General features: G+C 36.8%; 20 protein-coding genes and 1 pseudogene. 17 read left to right on the forward strand and 4 right to left on the reverse strand.

Features of this window, described 5'->3' with window-relative positions; all coding sequences use genetic code 11:
* Positions 1-22 precede the first annotated feature (22 nt).
* The 3 genes from CWR45_RS18885 (at position 23) to CWR45_RS18895 (ending at position 2,395) form a co-directional block, all read left to right on the forward strand.
* The gene (locus CWR45_RS18885) at positions 23-1,285 is read left to right on the forward strand and encodes a hypothetical protein (RefSeq protein ID WP_115751397.1); all 1,263 of its coding nucleotides are present in this window, start codon (positions 23-25) and stop codon (positions 1,283-1,285) included.
* Positions 1,286-1,708: 423 nt separating this feature from the next.
* On the forward strand, positions 1,709-1,867 hold the full coding sequence (locus CWR45_RS19955; RefSeq protein WP_170138914.1) for a hypothetical protein: 159 nt from the start codon (positions 1,709-1,711) through the stop codon (positions 1,865-1,867).
* A 183-nt stretch (positions 1,868-2,050) separates the two neighbouring features.
* Positions 2,051-2,395 (forward strand): KGG domain-containing protein, encoded by a 345-nt coding sequence (locus CWR45_RS18895; RefSeq protein WP_115751399.1) that lies wholly within the window; start codon positions 2,051-2,053, stop codon positions 2,393-2,395.
* 36 nt (positions 2,396-2,431) lie between these two features.
* On the opposite strand, the pseudogene CWR45_RS18900 reads toward CWR45_RS18895, so the two are convergent.
* A pseudogene (locus CWR45_RS18900) lies at positions 2,432-4,028 on the reverse strand (bifunctional metallophosphatase/5'-nucleotidase).
* A 154-nt stretch (positions 4,029-4,182) separates the two neighbouring features.
* On the opposite strand from CWR45_RS18900, the gene CWR45_RS18905 reads away from it, so the two are divergent.
* The 4 genes from CWR45_RS18905 (at position 4,183) to CWR45_RS18920 (ending at position 6,603) form a co-directional block, all read left to right on the forward strand.
* Positions 4,183-4,632, forward strand: a complete 450-nt coding sequence (locus CWR45_RS18905; RefSeq protein ID WP_115751400.1) for a MarR family winged helix-turn-helix transcriptional regulator — start codon at positions 4,183-4,185, stop codon at positions 4,630-4,632.
* Positions 4,633-4,887: 255 nt separating this feature from the next.
* A complete protein-coding gene (locus tag CWR45_RS18910) occupies positions 4,888-5,148 on the forward strand; it encodes a glutaredoxin family protein (RefSeq protein WP_115751401.1) in 261 nt (86 codons plus the stop codon).
* Between the two features lie 110 nt (positions 5,149-5,258).
* Positions 5,259-5,636, forward strand: a complete 378-nt coding sequence (locus CWR45_RS18915) for a YppG family protein (protein ID WP_115751402.1) — start codon at positions 5,259-5,261, stop codon at positions 5,634-5,636.
* A gap of 268 nt (positions 5,637-5,904) precedes the next feature.
* Positions 5,905-6,603 carry an alpha/beta hydrolase gene (locus CWR45_RS18920; RefSeq protein WP_115751403.1) on the forward strand — a complete coding sequence of 233 codons (699 nt, stop codon included), beginning with the start codon at positions 5,905-5,907 and terminating at the stop codon, positions 6,601-6,603.
* Between the two features lie 164 nt (positions 6,604-6,767).
* Here CWR45_RS18920 and CWR45_RS18925 read toward each other — a convergent pair whose 3' ends face one another.
* The gene (locus CWR45_RS18925) at positions 6,768-7,625 is read right to left on the reverse strand and encodes a DegV family protein (RefSeq protein WP_115751404.1); all 858 of its coding nucleotides are present in this window, start codon (positions 7,623-7,625) and stop codon (positions 6,768-6,770) included.
* Between the two features lie 108 nt (positions 7,626-7,733).
* Positions 7,734-8,645 (reverse strand): DMT family transporter, encoded by a 912-nt coding sequence (locus tag CWR45_RS18930; RefSeq protein WP_115751405.1) that lies wholly within the window; start codon positions 8,643-8,645, stop codon positions 7,734-7,736.
* A gap of 400 nt (positions 8,646-9,045) precedes the next feature.
* On the opposite strand from CWR45_RS18930, the gene cshA reads away from it, so the two are divergent.
* The 3 genes from cshA (at position 9,046) to CWR45_RS18950 (ending at position 12,985) form a co-directional block, all read left to right on the forward strand.
* Positions 9,046-10,524, forward strand: a complete 1,479-nt coding sequence (gene cshA / locus CWR45_RS18935; protein ID WP_115751406.1) for a degradosome RNA helicase CshA — start codon at positions 9,046-9,048, stop codon at positions 10,522-10,524.
* A 570-nt stretch (positions 10,525-11,094) separates the two neighbouring features.
* Complete coding sequence (locus CWR45_RS18945) at positions 11,095-11,574, forward strand: PH domain-containing protein (RefSeq protein ID WP_115751408.1); 480 nt, start codon at positions 11,095-11,097, stop codon at positions 11,572-11,574.
* Positions 11,564-12,985, forward strand: a complete 1,422-nt coding sequence (locus tag CWR45_RS18950) for a PH domain-containing protein (protein ID WP_245975475.1) — start codon at positions 11,564-11,566, stop codon at positions 12,983-12,985. Before CWR45_RS18945 ends, CWR45_RS18950 begins: the two co-directional genes overlap by 11 nt.
* A gap of 353 nt (positions 12,986-13,338) precedes the next feature.
* On the opposite strand, the gene CWR45_RS18955 is transcribed toward CWR45_RS18950, so the two are convergent.
* Entirely contained in the window at positions 13,339-14,103 is a 765-nt protein-coding gene (locus CWR45_RS18955) for a rhomboid family intramembrane serine protease (RefSeq protein WP_115751410.1), read from the reverse strand.
* Between the two features lie 375 nt (positions 14,104-14,478).
* Here CWR45_RS18955 and acpS point away from each other — a divergent pair, with 375 nt between their 5' ends.
* From acpS to CWR45_RS18990, 7 genes are all read left to right on the forward strand, one after another.
* Positions 14,479-14,841: a holo-ACP synthase gene (gene acpS / locus CWR45_RS18960; protein WP_115751411.1), complete on the forward strand. Its 363-nt coding sequence runs from the start codon at positions 14,479-14,481 to the stop codon at positions 14,839-14,841.
* Positions 14,842-15,225: 384 nt separating this feature from the next.
* Positions 15,226-16,254, forward strand: a complete 1,029-nt coding sequence (locus tag CWR45_RS18965) for a LolA family protein (RefSeq protein ID WP_115751412.1) — start codon at positions 15,226-15,228, stop codon at positions 16,252-16,254.
* A 441-nt stretch (positions 16,255-16,695) separates the two neighbouring features.
* A complete protein-coding gene (locus tag CWR45_RS18970; RefSeq protein ID WP_115751413.1) occupies positions 16,696-16,980 on the forward strand; it encodes a CopG family ribbon-helix-helix protein in 285 nt (94 codons plus the stop codon).
* A gap of 4 nt (positions 16,981-16,984) precedes the next feature.
* Entirely contained in the window at positions 16,985-17,347 is a 363-nt protein-coding gene (locus CWR45_RS18975; protein WP_114915332.1) for a type II toxin-antitoxin system PemK/MazF family toxin, read from the forward strand.
* 453 nt (positions 17,348-17,800) lie between these two features.
* Positions 17,801-18,670: an RsbT co-antagonist protein RsbRA gene (locus CWR45_RS18980; protein WP_115751414.1), complete on the forward strand. Its 870-nt coding sequence runs from the start codon at positions 17,801-17,803 to the stop codon at positions 18,668-18,670.
* 5 nt (positions 18,671-18,675) lie between these two features.
* Positions 18,676-19,032: an STAS domain-containing protein gene (locus CWR45_RS18985; protein WP_115751415.1), complete on the forward strand. Its 357-nt coding sequence runs from the start codon at positions 18,676-18,678 to the stop codon at positions 19,030-19,032.
* A 2-nt stretch (positions 19,033-19,034) separates the two neighbouring features.
* Complete coding sequence (locus CWR45_RS18990; RefSeq protein WP_115751416.1) at positions 19,035-19,436, forward strand: anti-sigma regulatory factor; 402 nt, start codon at positions 19,035-19,037, stop codon at positions 19,434-19,436.
* Positions 19,437-19,440 lie beyond the last annotated feature (4 nt).

Genomic DNA, 19,440 nt, shown 5'->3' on the forward strand with positions numbered 1-19,440 from the left:
TAAGAAAAAAGGAGGTATGCTCATGACAGCAGAAGTAGTAGTTATGAATAAGCGGGGATTGTCCATGGCTGCTGACAGTGCGATAACAAGTGGCGGTGAGGGTGTGCAAAAGGTTTATAATACAGCAAACAAATTATTTTCTCTATCGAGTGACCATCCAGTCGGAATCATGGTCTATGGTGCTGCATCCTTTATGGAGGTGCCCTGGGATGTCATTATTAAATCTTATCGAGATCATTTGGGTAAAAAGAAATTTGCTGATTTAACGGATTATGTTGAGGACCTGTTGAATTTTTTACGGCATGATAATCGATTTAAAAATGAGGAAGTGGAAGAAATAATCGTCTACCGCATTTTTTCTGATAAATTAAAGCGTATCGTAAGGGAAGTGGAAGAAACGATAACCAATGAAAAAAATACAGGTAGCAATGTTTCTCCAAAAAAAGTGACCGATTGGTTAGTTGATTGTGTGAGTAGAAATATAAAATCATATAAAAATGAGGAAAAGTCTTTTTTAGAGCTAAACTATCAAGTCTTTAAAGAGAAGTTTGGCACAGTGATAGATGAAGTAAAAGATGAGTTGATTATGTATGAGATTCCTGAAAATCTGGCAGAAAAATTCTATATGCTTGCCTTTGAAGCAACGAAGAAGGATTACTTCAGCATAGGGAGTACTGGGTTAGTAATTGCTGGGTATGGAGAAAAGGAGATTTTCCCTCATCTGTTAAATTACAGGCTGGAAGGTTTTGTATGTAATCAATTGAAATATAAAAAGCTAAAAGAAAAGAAAATTAGCTATACCTCAGATAAAGAAGATGGTACTGCATCTGTCACAGCATTTGCCCAACGGGAAATGGTGGATTCATTTATTAGCGGGATGGAACCAAGTATGGAGGAAGTCATTTTCGATATTATTGCTAAAGTATTAAAAGATTATCCGAACCAGATTCAAAAACATTTGTCGATTCAGTTTACAGATGAACAGGTTACTGATCTTGAAAAGATGGGTAAAGAAGTATACGAATCTATTGAGGACACATTAAAGGAATACCAGCAAACGAATTATATTGAGCCACTGCTCGGTGTTGTTAGATCATTGCCAAAAGAGGAGTTAGCAGATATGGCAGAAACGCTGGTAAATCTTACTTCTTTTAAACGTCGTGTCACAAGAGCGACAGAGACTGTTGGCCCACCGATTGATGTTGCCATTATTACGAAAGGCGATGGTTTCGTGTGGATGAAACGGAAAAACTATATGAATTCTGAAATAAATGCTCGATTATAAAAAGAATAAAAGCGTAAAGCTAGTTTAGCAACGTACGGACTGCGCCCCTCAGGAAGAGGGGGGGTTCGACATTGCCACAATGGTTTTCGATGGGGCGAGTACTCGCAGTCCCAGGAAGTGGTGACCTAAGTCGAACTTCTCCTTGCCCTTTGAGATAAAGGAAACATACCCTCTCTCTTTAGGGGTATGCCGACGTTGGCGAAGCCTGTTTTTAGTCGGTCTTCCTTAACACCAGGAGTCGAAGTTGATTTTCACGACAAAGGGTATAAGTGCGACTAAGCCTCATGTGTAACCAATCGGCAAGTCTTCTTTATCGTACGAAGGTAAGGGAAGTCTCGCTAGTCGCTAGAGCTGGACGTGGCCGAACCTGACGTAGGAATTACATGGAGAAATTTATAAACTATGATCGAAAGGGGTGAGCATATGGTTTTCAAAGAACAGAAGTCCAAAAAGGATTCGTATTTTAGTTTGCCAACCGAAGATCGCATCAATTTTGCATTGGAAGACAAAGAAAAAGAAGAAAAAGATACAGCAGCTGAAAAGGTATTAGAGAAATTGAACAAAAGAAATAGTAAGAAATAGTAATTAGAACATTGTGCAGTTGTTCTTGGAGGATAATATGCAGTAAACACTTGTTTGAGTAAAAGTATTATACTCTTATTACAATACTATATAAAATGGAATTAAATGTTTAAAGAATTTCAAGCGTGGAATACAACTAATGTACGAGCAAGACTATCAAATATTGAGAGGAGTTATATACAAATGGCTAAGAACAATAATGGTAAGATGTCTCGTGAACAAGCAGGAGAAAAAGGTGGAAAAGCAACATCAAGAAATCATGACCAAGAATTTTATGAAGAAATCGGTCAAAAAGGTGGAGAAGCAACCGCCAAAAACCACGACCAAGAATTTTATGAGGAAATTGGTCAAAAAGGTGGAGAAGCAACCGCAAGAAACCATGACCAGGAATTCTATGAGGAAATCGGTCAAAAGGGTGGAGAAGCGACCGCACGAAACCATGACCAAGAGTTTTATGAGGAAAATGGTGAAAAGGGCGGAAAAGCACGATCTCGTCAGCGAGAAAATAACAATAAAAATTCAAAATGAAGAGATTCATTTTGTATGATAAAGAGGAAAGGGGAATTAATCCCCCTTTCCTTTTGGTTTTACAATGAAATTATCTACTACGTGAGCCCGAACCGTTTTATTCTTTTTGAAATAAGCATGTATTAGTTCTACTGTATCCCTTTTGATTTCCTTCTTTACTGGCTTATTTCTGAACTTCACATAATCTCCACCACCTGATGCCCGGTAATTGTTTAAGACGACATTATAAGTGCTATCTGCTTCAAGCCTCTCACCATGGTAAGTAATAGATTCAATTCTTGATCCGATTGGATTCGCTACATTAATCACATAATCAATTCCTTCCCACATATCATAGTTATAGTGCTGTGGTTTAGGCTCAAGATACATTTGATTCGCTAATATTTGACCTCGCTCATTTAGCCTAAAATAGGTTGCGCTTTTTTCTAATGCAGCTTTAATATCCTTCCCTGTAAGTTCAAGGACAACGAGGGTATTCGGGTACATATAGTTTGCGACGATGTCTCTCATCGTAACTGTAGGCCCAAACCCAGTTGATGTATTATTCAGCAAAGCAGTAATCGAGATATCCACTCCACTTACATCGATTTGTACATCTTGAATAAATTGAACAAAAGCATGCTTGTGAATTCGGGCTTGGAGTGGCTCTGTAATTGTCATGTTTCCTTCAATATATCCCACTGGTTGATCGAGCCACTTTTGCGTAGATTCTTCAAGTTCTCGCATATAGCCGATAACCCAAGGGTCAGATTCGATATTTTCCAAAGTATGAAGGCTTCCCTGTTTATCGGTGATTTGCCAATGATTATTGTTCTTTACTAGTGTGATGCCAATTTCAGCATATGCTTGTCCATTATTTCCAGGTTGAATGACAAGTGCATCATGAACCTTGCTTATTAGAGTCCGGTGTTGATGTCCGGTTAATAGGAATTCAATACCATCTATCTGTTCACACATTTGATACCCTTGGTTCTCACCAGTCAATGTCTCCGTAGGTTCTCCATTTTCTGGATCACGTTCTAGTCCACCATGGTAAGCGGCAATTAGCATATTAGGGTTTTCTGATGCCCGAATGTGGTTAACCCATTTTTGTAATGTGGAAAAAGCATCGGCAAATTCAATGCCTTTAATATTACTCGGTGATTCCCAATTCGGAATATAATGAGTCGTGACAGCAACAATTGCTACTCTTATTCCATTTGATAATGTCTTCATAATATAGGGGGGACCAAATAAAGGTTCACCACTTTCTAAATCCAATGTGTTTGCCGAAATCCAAGGATAATTGGATTGATTAATTGCGTCAGTTAATATCTCTTTTCCAAAGTTAAATTCATGATTACCGATGACCCCTGCATCAATTTCCAAATGATTTAATATCCCAACCATTGGGTTTTCTCTCTTTGTAGCATGATTTACGTAATATGTCATTAATGGCGTACCTTGAATTAAATCGTCATTATCAAGAACAATAGTATTCTTTCTTATTCTTCGCTCGGAATTCTTTCACAACCGTCGAATATTTTGCTAGTCCAATGACTGCTGGTTCATTTGTTCCATATAAAACTGGCAGTACATGTCCATGAATATCACTCGTATATAGAATATTGATTTTTGCAGTTTCGATTGACATGTTAGTAAATCCTCTCCAATATATTCGGATTTCTTCATTATGTATATATCTATTATACAAACTTCATTAAACTCATGGGGGAAATTACACTTTTTGAAGGTTTTACCGATAATAAGAATAGGTCTTATCTATCAGTAAAAAAGGAGGATAGACGATGAAGCAGATGGAAGAGAAAATGAATGATACATCATTAAAGCTGTTTGTTACCTTGTCTAAAGCATATCAATCTGTGATGGAACGCGCTGAAGCAGATATTAAATCAAAAGGATTAAACTTTACCGATTTCGCAGTATTGGAGCTTCTGTACCATAAAGGACAGCAGCCATTACAGAAAATAGGTAAGAAGATTCTAATTACGAGTGGCAGTATTACATATATCATAAATAAGCTAGAAAAAATAGGGTATATCGAGCGGAAGCCTTGTGAAAGTGATAAAAGGATAACCTATGCCAGCATAAATAAAAAAGGTGAGCAATTATTAGATGAGATCTTTCCGAATCACTGGAAGATGATTCGAGATATGATGTCAGGATTGAGTGAAGAGGAAAAAGAGATGGCAACTCATTTATTAAAAAAATTAGGTACATCAATTCGAAAGATTTAGTTTTATCTGACCAGCAAGTGGTGCTAAACAGTACAATAATATCCGACATTTTATAATATAAATATTAAGTAATTGGTAGTTAAGAAAGAATAAAAAATTTCTTACTACATGCGTGCAACTAAGGCAGTCACTAAAAAACTTGTTGACAACCAAGTTTTCTAATAAATAGGTTGTTTAATAAACGTAAAATCTGGGTATTTATTACCTGTATAGAGAAAAATATCCATCGACTAACAACTAGGAAGAGGGATTCTTTTGAGTAACAAAAATGTGATTATTTATATTAGTGAGGATAATCCGCATTGCAGTCAGGTATTAAAACTTATGGATACATTGGAGGTAAGGTACAAAACAAAAAATGTAACAAAAGACGGACAATATTTACAGGAACTGCAAAGCAAAGGAATTTTTGGAACACCTGCAACCTTTATTGAGGATAGAAAGTATCCGATATTAGGATTTCAAAAGGAAAAACTAATATCAGCACTAAGAAAAAGAAAGTCAAGGTCAAATTAACGCGTTCTAAGTATAGAGGATATGGAAAGTAGAGGTACCAACGAATACACCTATTTAACAATTATTGCATACTTTATTATAGAAACGATTTAATAAAGAGGTGTATATTGATGAATTATTATTCCTCCTATTTTCAAGGCGAACCCATATACCCACAAAATAACTTTCACAATAATATATACTCACAACAACCATTCCAGCAAAACTATCCAATAAATAGCCCAATCCAACAACAAACACCTTATGATTATTTTCAAAAACCACAGCAGCCATTAAACTGGGCGAATCAAGCAGCAACAAACCCTAATTTCATGCAGTCTCCTAATGGAGGACCGACGAGCAATATTAAGTCCTTTTTTCAAGATGGGAATGGGCAAGTTGATTTCGATAAAATGTTATCAACTGTTGGCCAACTAGCGAGTACCTATCATCAGGTCTCACCAATAATCCAACAATTTGGTTCGATTATAAAGAACTTTAGAACGTAAACATAATATAGCTGATAGTGTTAGCGATAATACATATCAGCTTCTTTTTTCTTAGGGATATTTTCTCCATCCTAGTAAGCGAACTATAAGTTGCGTGTCGTGTATTCTTTTTAAGTATTAAGGCTCGCTAGATACTCTAGATAAATGATTGTAAAGGATATGTTAAATATAGTGAAGGAGTGAGCAAATTCAGACGAAATGGTAAAAAGTTATAGGATAATAGTAGATAGTTGACACATATTAAATGAGACGAAAGGAGTAATGATTGATGATTGGATGCTTAGTTATTCATGGATATACTGGTGGACCATATGAAGTGGAGCCATTAGCAAATTATTTGAAGGAAAATACTGACTGGCATATCGAAGTACCGACATTGCCTGGACATGGGATGGAGCTACATCTCGAAAATGCATCATATAAGGATTGGATTACAGCAGCAGAGAATGCGCTGAAACGATTGAAACAAGATTTTGACGAAATATACTTAATTGGCTTTTCCATGGGTGGAATGATTGCGGCTTATTTGGCAGCAAAATATAATATTGATAAGCTTGTATTGTTAGCTGCTTCTGGTAAATACTTAAACCTTAAACAAATCGCTCTGGATATTGGAGATGTAATTGGAGATGGAATTAGAGGAACACTAGGTGAAAATAAACTTTATCTTCATTATAAAAAGAAGCTAAGTGCACGGGCGATTCCAATGCGGGCGAATATTGAATTTATGAGGTTAGTTAAATTTACCCGGCGTTATTTAAAGGAGATTAACTCAAAAGTGTTAATAGCCCAGGGCCATTTAGATGGAATGGTACCATATAAAACGGCATATTATTTAGACAAGGAAATTCAATCTGAGAATAAAGAAGTCGTCTTCTTTGACCAATCTCGACATCTTATTTGTCTAGGGAATGATCGTGATACATTGAATACGATGGTGTATGACTTCTTAAATCGAACAAACTAAAAGCCTGCTCCAAACGGGGAAGCAGACTTTTTGCTCTTCTAAGGAACTCCTAGGAAGGAATGCTTAGATCAAATTCGTCACATTACATGACAACCTCGAATCACAAACGTTATGGAGCGCAGACCGCCTACGTCATTATTCGGGTTCTTGTACTTTTGCCTCTCTTATTTGTCTTTAAAAAAGGCAATAACCAATGCACCTTCTCCACCATAAGTGGAAATCAATGGTCCTGTTTCGGTTAATAGGGCATCTTTAAATGCATACTTATTTCGAATGTCGTCGAGCACTTTTTTCGCACGGTGCTCATCATTGCAATGGGTCATTGCGATCACTTTGTCTTCTACATTCTTTGTGTATTCTCCAATTTGATCGATAAACCGTCTAATTGACTTTTTATCCCCGCGAACCTTTTCTGTAACTTCTATCGTACCCTCATCACTGCCACGCATTAGCAGCTTGATATTAAGGGTTTTGGCAATTTTTCCTTTTACTTTATCTAATCTTCCACCAAGTACAAGGTTATCGAGGGTTTTCAAGACGAATAGGGTTGTAATATGCTCGGTACATTCAGTCATATAGCTTGTAAGTTGCTCAAATGTAAAGCCTTCTTCGATTTTTTCTTTTGCTTCTTGAAGTAATAAAGTGATTCCACTTGATGCTGTCTTAGTGTTGATTACTTCAATTTTACGGTTCGGTTCCTCTTCAAGTAACATGTTTTTCCCTGCAACTGCATTCTCATACGTGCTACTTAATCCTTTAGAGATGCTTAGCATTAGAATTGGAGTGCTCGGATCAACCTTCTTATATTCTGCATAGAAATCACTCGGGCTTGGAGCAGCAGAACGAGGTACTTCCTTTAACTCCTTTACTTTTCTATAAAAACCTTCTAAATCTAAAGTGACACCGGTTTTATATTCACCATCACTAAAGTTTAAATATAGTGGAATAACTTTTATATCAATCGCATCGCTTAATTTTTTGGGAATATCAGCACCACTGTCTGTCATTAGTTGAATAGTCATAAAAACACCTACTTTATTATTAATGTTAATAGTATATCAGCAAATAGGAAAAAGGTAGTATTTTTTTCTTATCTTCCTGTGTCAATTGTATGAATCATCAACCTTGCTTTATTTATTTTCCTTTTTAGAAATAGTAAATTCCGTCTTCTTTGTTGTGCTTACAATTAACATGATTAAACCGAATAAGATAATCGACCCGCCTAAAACCTGGTACCAAGAAACCATTTCATTTAATATGAGCAGTGCTAATATTGTTGCACCAGCAGGTTGAAATGCAGTGGAGAAGGAAATGGCAGAAGCATTCATCCATTTTGCAGCCCAATTAAACAAGAAGTGACCAAAGAAAGTTGGGATAATTGCTAATGCAATAAATACCCACCAATAATTCACTGGATAACTAACGAAAGAATGTTGTTTAACAATATTATAAATAATTAATATCGCAGCACCAATAGAAAATAGGATAAACGTATAGGTGATGACGGATACTCGTCTTCTAATCTTTTGCCCAAAAAGCTGCGATATCGAAAGTGCAATTGCTGCAAGGATTGCGAAAACATCTCCGTAAATGATGTCTCCACCCAACAAGAAATCTCCACGTAGAATGATTGCATTTCCAAATAATATAATAATGGCACTTATAAATGCTCCTGATGATAATCTTTCCTGCCGTAATATCGAAGGTAGAAGTAATGTAAAGATGAATTGTAATGTTAGTAATAATGCTGAACTTGAAACAGAAGTTAACTGTAAGGATTCCATTAAAAGAATTAGATGAACGGTTAGTATTATTCCTGCACCAATCAAGACAACCCAATTCTTATTCGTAATGGATTGAAATTCGTGTTTATATTTTGTAAAGATAATTGGAGCCATAATGAGCAAAGCAATCAGTAGTTGAAAATTTGCAATGATTGAAATAGGGGCTCCACTTACTAACTTAATTAGAATCGCGGTGGTTGAAATTGCAAACACACCAATAAATACAGCTATATATGGATTAAATGGAGGAATACGCATTGATTATTAACTTCCCTTTCGCATTAGAAGTAATGTCTTATTACTATTGTAGTCTTTCACATCTTGAAGAAACTAATAAGATTCTTTCTATCAAGTATGTCTCATTCTAACATGATGCAGAAAAAATTAACATTAATCAGGCAAGTAGTAGCTATCATTACTTTAATTATGCTATACTTGTACAAGCATTAGTTTTGAGGCCTCTTACCAAAAATGGTGATGCCTTTTTTGTACTTTACAGTGAAACGTAAATATATGAAACGATTTATATATTATTTCTTAAACAAGTTAAGTTTACCTAATTATAAACGTGGTAAAACTATATAAAGAATAAAGTATGAGAAAAATCAGGGCCTCTTTTGCGAATAAATTTTTCACAAAAAAAGGAGTAGACAATTAAGTGACAACATTTAAAGAAATAGGTGTTTCAGCACCTGTCATGAAGGCATTAGAAAAAATGGGATTTGAAGAAGCAACACCAATCCAAGCAGAGACAATTCCTCTCGCAATTGCTGGAAACGATGTAATCGGACAAGCCCAAACAGGTACAGGTAAAACAGCAGCATTCGGAATTCCGATGATCGAGAAATTCGATCCAAAATTAAGAAAGATCCAAGGTTTAGTAGTGGCACCAACAAGAGAACTTGCTATTCAAGTAGCAGAAGAACTAAACCGCCTAGCAAAATTCAAAGGTGTTCGTGCATTATCAATTTACGGTGGATCACCTATGGACCGCCAAATTCGTGCATTAAAAGATGGCCCGCAAATTGTAGTAGCAACACCGGGAAGATTGCTTGACCATATGCGCAGAAGAACAATTCACATTGAAAACGTTCAAGTAGCGGTTCTGGACGAAGCAGATGAAATGTTAAACATGGGATTCATTGATGATATTCGTGATATTCTTAAAGGAATTCCTGAAGAACGTCAAACATTATTATTCTCGGCTACAATGCCAAGAGAAATCCGTGATATTGCTTCTAAGTTAATGAAGGAACCAAAAGAAGTTAAAGTAAAATCAAAAGAGATGACTGTAGAGAATATTGATCAATTCTTCATCGAAATTCCAGAGAAGTACAAATTCGATACGTTAAATAATCATTTAGATATTAATTCACCTGAACTCGCGATTGTCTTCGCTAGAACGAAGAAGCGTGTTGATGAAGTTACAGAAGGACTGCAAGCAAGAGGATACCGTGCGGAAGGAATCCATGGCGATTTAACACAAGGCAAACGTATGTCTGTTCTAAATAAATTTAAAGGTGGACGCTTAGATGTATTAGTTGCAACAGATGTTGCTGCTCGTGGACTGGATATTTCTGGTGTAACTCACGTTTATAATTTTGACATTCCACAGGATCCAGAAAGCTACGTACACCGAATCGGACGTACAGGTCGTGCTGGACGCACTGGTGAAGCAATTTCATTTATTACACCAAGAGAAATTGCACATTTACACTTAATCGAGAAAGTTACGAAGAGTAAAATGAAACGATTAATGCCTCCTACTAACCAAGACGCTCAAAGAGGTCAACAACAAGTAGCGATTGATAAACTGCAAAAAACAATTGAGAAACAAGATTTAAAATCATATCATGAAGCGGCAAATGAATTATTACAAGATAATGATTCGATTACTGTCATTGCAGCTGCATTGAAATTATTAACAAAAGAACGCAGAGATACGCCAGTTAGAATTTCTTCAGTTGCACCAATTAGTGTGAAGAAAGCACATGGTTCTGATAAACGTCGTTCAAATAATAATCGTTATGGTGGTCGTAACCAAGGTTCTAGAAATCAAGGCGGACGCAACCAAAGTCAAAGTGGAGGAAGAAACCGCAAAGGCAACTTCCAAAAACGCAGAAATCGCGATCAATAAGAATTGAACTGAAGAAAGCTCCTATTTAGGAGCTTTTTTTAATGGGCAGTTTTCAATGGATAGTTGCTTCTCAAGACTAGTTGATTAAAATTGTGAATTAACTAAGGATATCAAATGCTCTTTGGCCAGTCGCTCCGAAAATACACTTCGCTTTCCGCGGGGAGCTGGTGAGCCTACTCGCGCTATCGCTCTTCGTAGTCTCACCTATGCTCTTCTTACCGCAGGAGTCTTCGTGTATTTTCTCCGCTGGGATGTGCGAGTAATAATAATTTTCTATATCTATATTGGATAGAAGAGCATTTTCCTCTCTCATGGCTGTTGATTGTAGCGGAGGACAGGAGACTCCTGTGGGAATAGCAACGGCTGAAGATCTATCGGAAGTGTTCTTCTTCCGAAGGAGCTAAAGCGTTGCCCTCCGGATGCGCAACTGTCCGCAGCGGAAATCAACATTGCACCTTCTTCGCAGTTTATATATAGCAACAAACTATACCGGCACTTGTACTTTACATGAAACCAATCTTCACTTGAACTCGTATATAGGATAGGATGAAATTGAAAGGAAGGGATAGAATGAGACAGCCACCTAAGAATACAATCGCTGCAGACGCGATAAAGGCTTGGAGGATAACAGCCTTAATTTATGAGTTAATTTTCTGGATTGCAATTATTGTTTTTGCTATTGTAACGTATTATTTTGAACTGCCTTATTGGTATGTATTGATTGCTGCAATCATCGGCATTATTACCACCTATTTATCAGTATTCGTCTTACCAAAGGTTCGCTTTAAAAGATGGCGTTATGAAATATTTGAACAAGAAATATACATACAACACGGGATACTTATCATGTCACGTACATTGGTTCCTATGATTCGTGTCCAACATGTTGATACGAAGCAAGGTCCAATATTGAAAAAGTATCAATTAGCCAGTGTTACTATCTCAACAGCTGCTACAACTCATGAGATTCCAGCACTTCTAGAAGAGGATGCATCTGAACTGCGTGATCGAATTTCTGCACTAGCAAGGGTGGATGAAGATGATGTCTAAGGAGCAGCGTTTACACCCGGCAGCGATTCTTTTTAACCTTATGAAAGGATTAAAGGAGATGGTATTCCTAATTATTTTAGGCTTCTTCACGTTTCGCGATAGTGGTCTTCTTTATTATATTCTTGCTATTGTTGCAATTATTGTTTTAGGGCTCGTTTCTAGCTTTCTTTCTTGGTATCGTTATACATATCGGATTGAAAATGAGGAATTGTGTATTGAATATGGCGTTTTCATTCGAAAAAAACGATTTATTTCCAAAAATCGAATTCAATCGATTGATTTAACCCAAGGAGTCCTCCACAGAATATTTAAGCTTACAAAAGTGCAAATTGAAACAGCAGGAAGTGGTGATGGTGCTGAGGCATCACTGCAGGCAGTGAAATTTGCAGAAGGGGAACGATTGCAAAATGAGTTGAAAAATGGAATAACCGTAGTAATTGAACAGAATGATGATGAGCCAGAACACCCAACTTCTACCATTTCCTTTAAACGCTTGTTTCTAGCTGGATCTACATCAGGAAGTCTCGGTATTATTCTTGCAATCCTCGGTGGAGGGTTATCAGAGATTGAACAATTTATCCCAGAACAATTTTTCGAAACGACAGTGCAATGGATTATTGGTCTGAGTATTTTCTTTATCGCCGGTTTAGCATTTCTAGTATTGATTATTGTTTGGTTAGTTGGAATTGCAGGTACAATGATTAAATATGGAAATTTCACAATAACAAAGCACCATGAGGAGTTATTTATTACGAGGGGATTATTGGAGAAAAAGCAAATAACAATCCCTTTAAAACGAATTCAGGCAATTGGCATCGAGGAGAGTATTCTCAGGCAACCATTAGGATATGTTACAGTATTCGCTGAAGTTGCAGGGGGAACATCTGGAAAAGGGGAGGACGCAGCAACGGTGTTATTTCCAATTATGAAGCAAGAGGAAGTCGCATCTTTTCTAGCTGAATTTCTACCGGATTATGCAATAAAAGAAGAAGAATGGACAGGATTACCGAAGCGAGCACTGAAGTACTATCTATTACGGTCGAGTATCTTCTTCCTTTTGGCTAGTATTGCTGTATTCTACTTCTTTCCGAAATTTAGCTTGTTGCCAGTATTATTGCTTCTCGTGTTCATTTATTTAGGTCATCTCCGCTATAAGGACGCAGGTTATCAAGTTAAAGGGGAACAGTTACTGCTCAGGTACCGCCTGTTTAGTAAGAAAACGATGATTATGTATCATAACCGTATCCAATCATTCGAAAAAAAACAGCATATCGTTCATCGTAAACAAAAGCTTGGGAATATGCATGTATCGATTATAGGCAAGATGGGTGGAGCTCATTTTTATCTAAAAGAATTCGATGTAGAATCGATAGATCACCTATCGGATTGGTATTCATATAGGGATATTTAAGCCATTTAGCATTTTATGTTTTTATTGATATAAAGTGCGGTGCGAAGAAGTGCCAATTATGTCTTTGAATCTAGATAGTCGTTGCAATTTACACAGGAATCTCGTGTATATTGCTACAATCATTGTTGATAGTTAGTAGGTTTGTCATTCTGTTGTTTCTAGATACTACTCTCTATTTCTAGAGCGAAGGCCAAGGACCCAAATATTAACCTAAGTTAGATCGCAGTTTATATAAACAGCGATATATCATGCACCCCCTGTTAATATAAAATCTTTAGTAAAAACAACAATTAGAAGGGGACATAGGCAATTGCGTGCGTTGCCTATGTCCCCTTGTTTCTATAATATGGAATTTAAAATAATCTGCTTAATAAGCCAAATAAAGCAAGAATCCCGATAATAATCCATGGGAGATTTTTCTTAATCTTCGGTGGCAGAAGGCGTTTCTTATTCCAACGGTTCGGATCAAACTGAATAGAATCATCGTCGGTTCGATAGCTTCTGCGCTGCCAAGGATTATATCCACGAACATTTCGAAGGACGAGCGGCGCAATTAGTAACCCGCCAATAAATCCCCCAAGATGGGCGAAAATATTAATATTCGGGCGAATGAATGTCATGATTAAGCCAATGACGACAATTGCTCTAATCATCTGTGTGCTTCCACTGTCCATCAAATCTTTTCTGAAAATCATCATATAGACATAAATTCCAAATAGACCGTAAATGGAGCCAGACGCACCGAGATGGGCATAGTATAGCGGTTCAAAAAAGTAAGTTGCAATGTTTCCGATGATACCAACTCCAAGATAGGCAAAGATAAATTTAAATTTACCTAGCATTTGTTCTAAAGCGGGTCCAAACAGAATAAGTGAAAATGAGTTGAATAAAACATGCATCATGTCACCATGCAGGAATATCGGGGTGACTAAACGCCAGTACTCACCAGCAGCAATATAGAGATTATAGCCAATAGCCCAGTCCCGAATCATGAATCCAATTGGCAGCTGCAGAAAGTTAATGATTAACCATAATATAAGATTAATAATGACAAGGGTGGATACTACTGGATAGGATTGTATGAACTCCTTGATACTTCTTTCGTTACGGATAAACATGTAATGGACTCCCTCCAATAACTAAAATAATAATCGTAAATGCAAGTGAATGTTTATTAAGGAAGATAAATAGGGCTGCGTCGGCAAAGGTCGCTGGACGTAGAAACTTTTAGTAGAAGACCCTTAATTTTTCTAGCTAGAGCAAAGGAATACTTTCCCGGATCCGCCTCAAGCTGGAAAAGTTGATTTCTTTTTCTAGGACGGAAAACAAGCCAACTAGAAAGATCGATGTGTGATTTTTGCTGGACTTTTTCAACAACCTCTATAAGATATTGTTGTATCATAACAAAGTTGGGTACTATTATTATAATACGTAAATTTAATTCAGATGACTACTATTAGCTCATGAAGAAGGAATGCGAGGTCAAAGGTAACATGATTAAAGGAATTGGTATTGATATTATCGAGTTAGAAAGGATAAAAGGCAGCTTAGAGAGAAATAATCGATTTGTAGATCGAATTTTAACAGAGAATGAAATGAACTTATTTATTCGATTACAAAATCATCATCGAAAAGTTGAGTTCCTTGCTGGTAGATTTGCTGCTAAAGAAGCTTTTTCAAAGGCTGTCGGTACTGGGATTGGCAAGCTGAGCTTCCACGATATTGAAGTTCTGCCAGATAGAAATGGTGCACCAACCATAACAGCTTATGGATACGAAGCCTATCGCAGTTTTATTTCCATCACCCATAGCCGTGAGTATGCAGTCGCACAGGTTGTGATTGAAGGAGAGGACTAATAAATTCTCTAAATTAAATAAGTGTGCCAGTGACCAGAGCAAGCCTTGATAATTAACACAAGAACTAATTGTATTTTTGTTAGCTTCAAAAGAGTTTCTTTTATCTCAAATGGCATAGAAGGTGTTCGCCAAAGAATTAGATTGTGATACGGGCGAGGCACCGTCTGTACGTCTATACACGGGCGCTTCCTATTTTGATATTTAACATATTTTCAAAGGTTGTCTCATATATTTTAATGCGGGTAGGATGGAGCAGAGTAACTATTGGATAACGCAAAGGGAAGGTATGGTACGTGTGAAAATTATCGAAGGTTCGTATCAAAATCTTACTTTATGCGGGAATAGATAGTTTCCTTTGCTAATAGAGACGGGGGAGATATGTTAATGAGAAAGGTGTTTAACTGGAAGCTGCTTATCTTTGGATTATTAATTCTTGTGTTAGCTGCATGCGGGGAGAAGTCACAGGAGGACGTTGTAAAAAAACTGAGTGAAAATCTAGAGAAGTTGAGCTCTTACAAAGCACAGGCAGAAATGACAATGAATACTGGACAAGAGGAACAGAAGTTTAATATTGATATTTGGCATAAAAAGGATGGTTATTATCGTGTGTCCTTATCAAGTAATCTGGATGATAAAGGAAGTCAAATCATTCTAAAAAATAAGGATGGCGTATTCGTATTAACGCCAGCGCTAAATAAAAGTTTTAAATTCCAATCCGAATGGCCGCAAAACAGTAGCCAACCCTACTTGTATCAATCGCTTATCAATGATGTTCTGAAGGATGGTGAGGCAGCGTTTGAAGCGAATGATTCCCACTATGTTTTTAGAACGAAAACGAATTATCAAAGTAATAATAATTTACCAAATCAAGAAATTTATTTTGATAAAAAGACACTGACTCCTGCTACGGTAAAAGTACTTGATAAAGATAATAATGTATTGGTAGAAGTCAACTTTGCTAGTTTTGAATTGGATTCGAAATTTGCAGAGGATGATTTTTCAGTAGATAAGAATCTCGCTGCAAGCGCTGCTAGTGCTGCTCCATCTGGAGAGGAAGCAGTATCGGAATCAAAACAAGTGTTATCGGTAATGCTCCCAGAATATACTGCGGGTGCTGAGCTGGCAGAACAGAAAAATGTAGAATTAGAAAATGGCAATCGTGTTATATTAACCTTTACTGGGGAGCGAAGCTTTACGTTAGTTGAGGAGCATGCTGAAGTCTTACCTACGTTATCTGAACCTAAAGAGGTAAAAGGGGAAATTGTTAACCTAGGACACACAGTTGCAGCCCTTACAGATAAAACATTAGAGTGGAGCTATGATGGCGTAGATTATATTTTGGCAAGTGATGAATTAACGAAAGATGAGATGATTCAAGTCGCAGAATCTGTGCAAGGGAAAAGTACGAAATAAAATGAGTGGACATCCGAATGGTATCCCTACCATGCCATAAGGTTAACAGCCCCATCAATCAGATGATCGGATATCATTCTTGCCCCCCTTAAAATATTAAAAGGGGGGTAACTACCGTATAGTGAGGAAGGACTACTTTAGTTTTGAACGATAATAGCTCTGATTTATGGATAAGAATTACGTCCACCTCAATTCCTGTCATTTTAATAAAAAGAAGAGCATATAGTTTATAGGAGGACCGACGGATAGTAAAAGCTTCCTTTTAACGCGAATTTACTGACACTAATTAATTCAAATACCACATTTTACTGAATATTAAACGACAAAAACAAAGGATTTACCAAAAAAATCGCCACAACCCTTTGCAAACCATCTGATTCAATGATATTATTAAATAGAATTTTATATAGTTTGTTCAACAGTTGGCGGAGGTGCATGGTTTTGTCAGAGAGCTTGCAGGAAGTGGTAGTAAAATTACCAAAAAACCTACTAAATGAGGTGGATGGATTAATGCAGCATGAAAATAGTAATTTAAGTGATTTCATATGTCAAGCTACGAAAAACTATCTACAACATAAAAAAGATGAGCATATTCAACAATTTCACGAGACAATGCAGCGGGGTTACGAAGAAATGGGCCGCATTAATCTGACTATTGCTTCAGAAGCTTTTCAGGCTGAAGAGGAGGCTGATTACACCTTAGAGCGCTCTGTGATCGGGGTGTAATATTTTGATTGTTCAAAGAGGCGAGGTATATTTTGCAGACCTTTCTCCTGTTGTTGGATCTGAACAGGGGGGCGTACGTCCGGTGTTGATCCTACAAAATGATATTGGCAACCGTTTTAGTCCAACAGTCATTGTTGCAGCTATCACTGCACAAATCCAAAAGGCTAAATTACCGACACATGTCGAGATCGATGCGAAGCGATATGGGTTTGAACGTAATTCAGTCATCTTGTTAGAACAAATTCGGACGTTAGATAAGCAAAGATTAACAGATAAAATTACAAAGTTAGATAATGAAATGATGAAGAAAATCAATCAAGCAGTAGAGATAAGCCTTGGTCTCAAAGATATCTATAATGGACATTAGTATATACCCTTCTCAAGATAATGGAAGGGTATTTTTGTATTAGAATAGAAAAATATTAATTATTTCTGATTCAATTCCCATAACAGGAGATGTCTCAACCTGCTTTACCGCTTAACATGAGGGAGGCTTCCTTTTATCTCATACCAAAATTTCACGCTCAAGGAGTTTCCCCTGTTTCAAAGCATTCAAAAGAAGTCTGACTAGGATTGCAGCTTACTAGGGCTGGAGTTTTCTACCTCATCGAATAAAATTGTTCTAATGCAGTAGACCTAACTTCACCACACTGATGCTTGTGCTTTTGTTTTTTTTTAATATACAGAAAACCCAAATAGGTAAAATATAGTATGATATAATATTCTGCGACATCAGTCTATTGGAAATTATGTCTGAAATTTGCGCAATATACATGTACATGTAACAATACTTATAACGATATTTATGTGGGGGTAAACGATGAATACTAATCTAAGAAATATTGCCATTGAAAACAGTGATACAATTGTACAAATGTGGTTGGAGAAAATAGATTCATTAAAAGGTGAAGAATTTCGTTTTTCCACCTCCGATGAGTTATTTGAAAATACAAATCGTGAGTTTGTAAACGTGATTTTTACAAGTATTAAACAACAAGGATCATTAATTGAGGTCATCACATTCTCGGAAAAACTTATTACATTAGGGTGGCCATTAAGTTATATTACGGATGGCTTACAGTTATTCAGAAGAGTGACGATTGACTATATTTTAAGTAATTCAGATCAGGTGGACACGAATTTCTTTTCGGCAGTACTCACAAGTGTGGATAAATGGGTAGAACCGATTATTCATCAACTTATAAATGAGTACACCGGTAGCTGGGAACATATTCTGTCCATTCAACGTATCGCATTACAAGAGTTATCAGCACCACTTATTCCAGTGACAGATGGAATTACGATTATGCCCTTAATTGGTACGATTGATACAGAACGCGCGAAGCAAATTATGGAGAACTTACTTGATGGTGTAATCAAGCATAATTCAGAAGTAGTACTGATTGATATTACTGGGGTTCCTGTCGTTGATACAATGGTAGCTCATCATATTATTCAAGCAGCTGAGGCAGTAAGATTGATTGGTTCCAATTGTATTCTTGTTGGGATCCGCCCTGAAATTGCGCAAACCATTGTAAATCTCGGTATTGACCTAACAAATTTACCGACAAAAAGCTCTTTGAAGAAAGGCTTTATTACTGCATTAGAAATGACAAATCGAAAAGTTATTAATCTTAAACCTATGGAAGATGGTATTGAAGAAATGATAAATTCTATACAAGGAGAGTGAGAACATTGTCAATCCCTATTTTAAAACTGTACAATTACTTATTGATTTCAATTCAAACCGAAATAGATGATAAAACTGCAATTCAGTTTCAGGAAGATTTATTAGATAAAATACACAAAACCGGCGCAACAGGGGTAGTGATTGACTTGACGTCTGTAGACATTATTGATTCCTTTATTGCAAAGGTATTGGGTGATGTGATAACAATGTCAGATCTGATGGGGGCGAAAGTAGTTCTAACAGGTATTCAGCCAGCAGTAGCGATGACATTGATCGATCTTGGTATACACTTGCAAAATGTCGCTACAGCATTAGACTTAGAACAAGGTCTCATTAAATTGTACCAAGAATTGAGGGTATAATTATGACCCCACAGTCGTGTGTGAAAATTAGAGAAGAATGGGATATCGTCAGTGCTAGGCAACTCGGTAGAGAAATGGCAAAAAAACTAAGATTTAGTACAGTTGATCAGGCTAGAATAACAACTGCAGTATCAGAACTTGCTAGAAATATCTATTTATATGCAGAGGAAGGCCAAATTTGTTTTGAAGTATTGGAAACAGCAGATCACAAAGGTTTAAGTGTAAGTGCAACTGATACAGGGCCAGGAATAACGGATATTAGTCAAGTAATGCAAGATGGTTTTACCACTTCTGGTGGCCTTGGAGCAGGACTTCCTGGTGTAAAAAGATTGATGGATGAGTTTGATATTCAATCTGAAGTTGGACAGGGAACACAGATTAACACAGTAAAATGGATTCGCTAAATCA

This window comes from Oceanobacillus chungangensis (assembly GCF_003369565.1).
Classification (GTDB): Bacteria; Bacillota; Bacilli; order Bacillales; family Amphibacillaceae; genus Oceanobacillus; species Oceanobacillus chungangensis.

Coding starts and splice junctions, on each gene's coding strand:
- CWR45_RS18965 (WP_115751412.1), top strand. CDS start 15,226: ATGAGAAAGGTGTTTAACTGGAAGCTGCTTATCTTTGGATTATTAATT.
- CWR45_RS18990 (WP_115751416.1), top strand. CDS start 19,035: ATGACCCCACAGTCGTGTGTGAAAATTAGAGAAGAATGGGATATCGTC.
- CWR45_RS18895 (WP_115751399.1), top strand. CDS start 2,051: ATGGCTAAGAACAATAATGGTAAGATGTCTCGTGAACAAGCAGGAGAA.
- CWR45_RS18945 (WP_115751408.1), top strand. CDS start 11,095: ATGAGACAGCCACCTAAGAATACAATCGCTGCAGACGCGATAAAGGCT.
- CWR45_RS19955 (WP_170138914.1), top strand. CDS start 1,709: ATGGTTTTCAAAGAACAGAAGTCCAAAAAGGATTCGTATTTTAGTTTG.
- acpS (WP_115751411.1), top strand. CDS start 14,479: ATGATTAAAGGAATTGGTATTGATATTATCGAGTTAGAAAGGATAAAA.
- CWR45_RS18925 (WP_115751404.1), bottom strand. CDS start 7,625: ATGACTATTCAACTAATGACAGACAGTGGTGCTGATATTCCCAAAAAA.
- CWR45_RS18915 (WP_115751402.1), top strand. CDS start 5,259: ATGAATTATTATTCCTCCTATTTTCAAGGCGAACCCATATACCCACAA.
- CWR45_RS18980 (WP_115751414.1), top strand. CDS start 17,801: ATGAATACTAATCTAAGAAATATTGCCATTGAAAACAGTGATACAATT.
- CWR45_RS18955 (WP_115751410.1), bottom strand. CDS start 14,103: ATGTTTATCCGTAACGAAAGAAGTATCAAGGAGTTCATACAATCCTAT.
- CWR45_RS18950 (WP_245975475.1), top strand. CDS start 11,564: ATGATGTCTAAGGAGCAGCGTTTACACCCGGCAGCGATTCTTTTTAAC.
- CWR45_RS18905 (WP_115751400.1), top strand. CDS start 4,183: ATGAAGCAGATGGAAGAGAAAATGAATGATACATCATTAAAGCTGTTT.
- CWR45_RS18885 (WP_115751397.1), top strand. CDS start 23: ATGACAGCAGAAGTAGTAGTTATGAATAAGCGGGGATTGTCCATGGCT.
- CWR45_RS18930 (WP_115751405.1), bottom strand. CDS start 8,645: ATGCGTATTCCTCCATTTAATCCATATATAGCTGTATTTATTGGTGTG.
- CWR45_RS18920 (WP_115751403.1), top strand. CDS start 5,905: ATGATTGGATGCTTAGTTATTCATGGATATACTGGTGGACCATATGAA.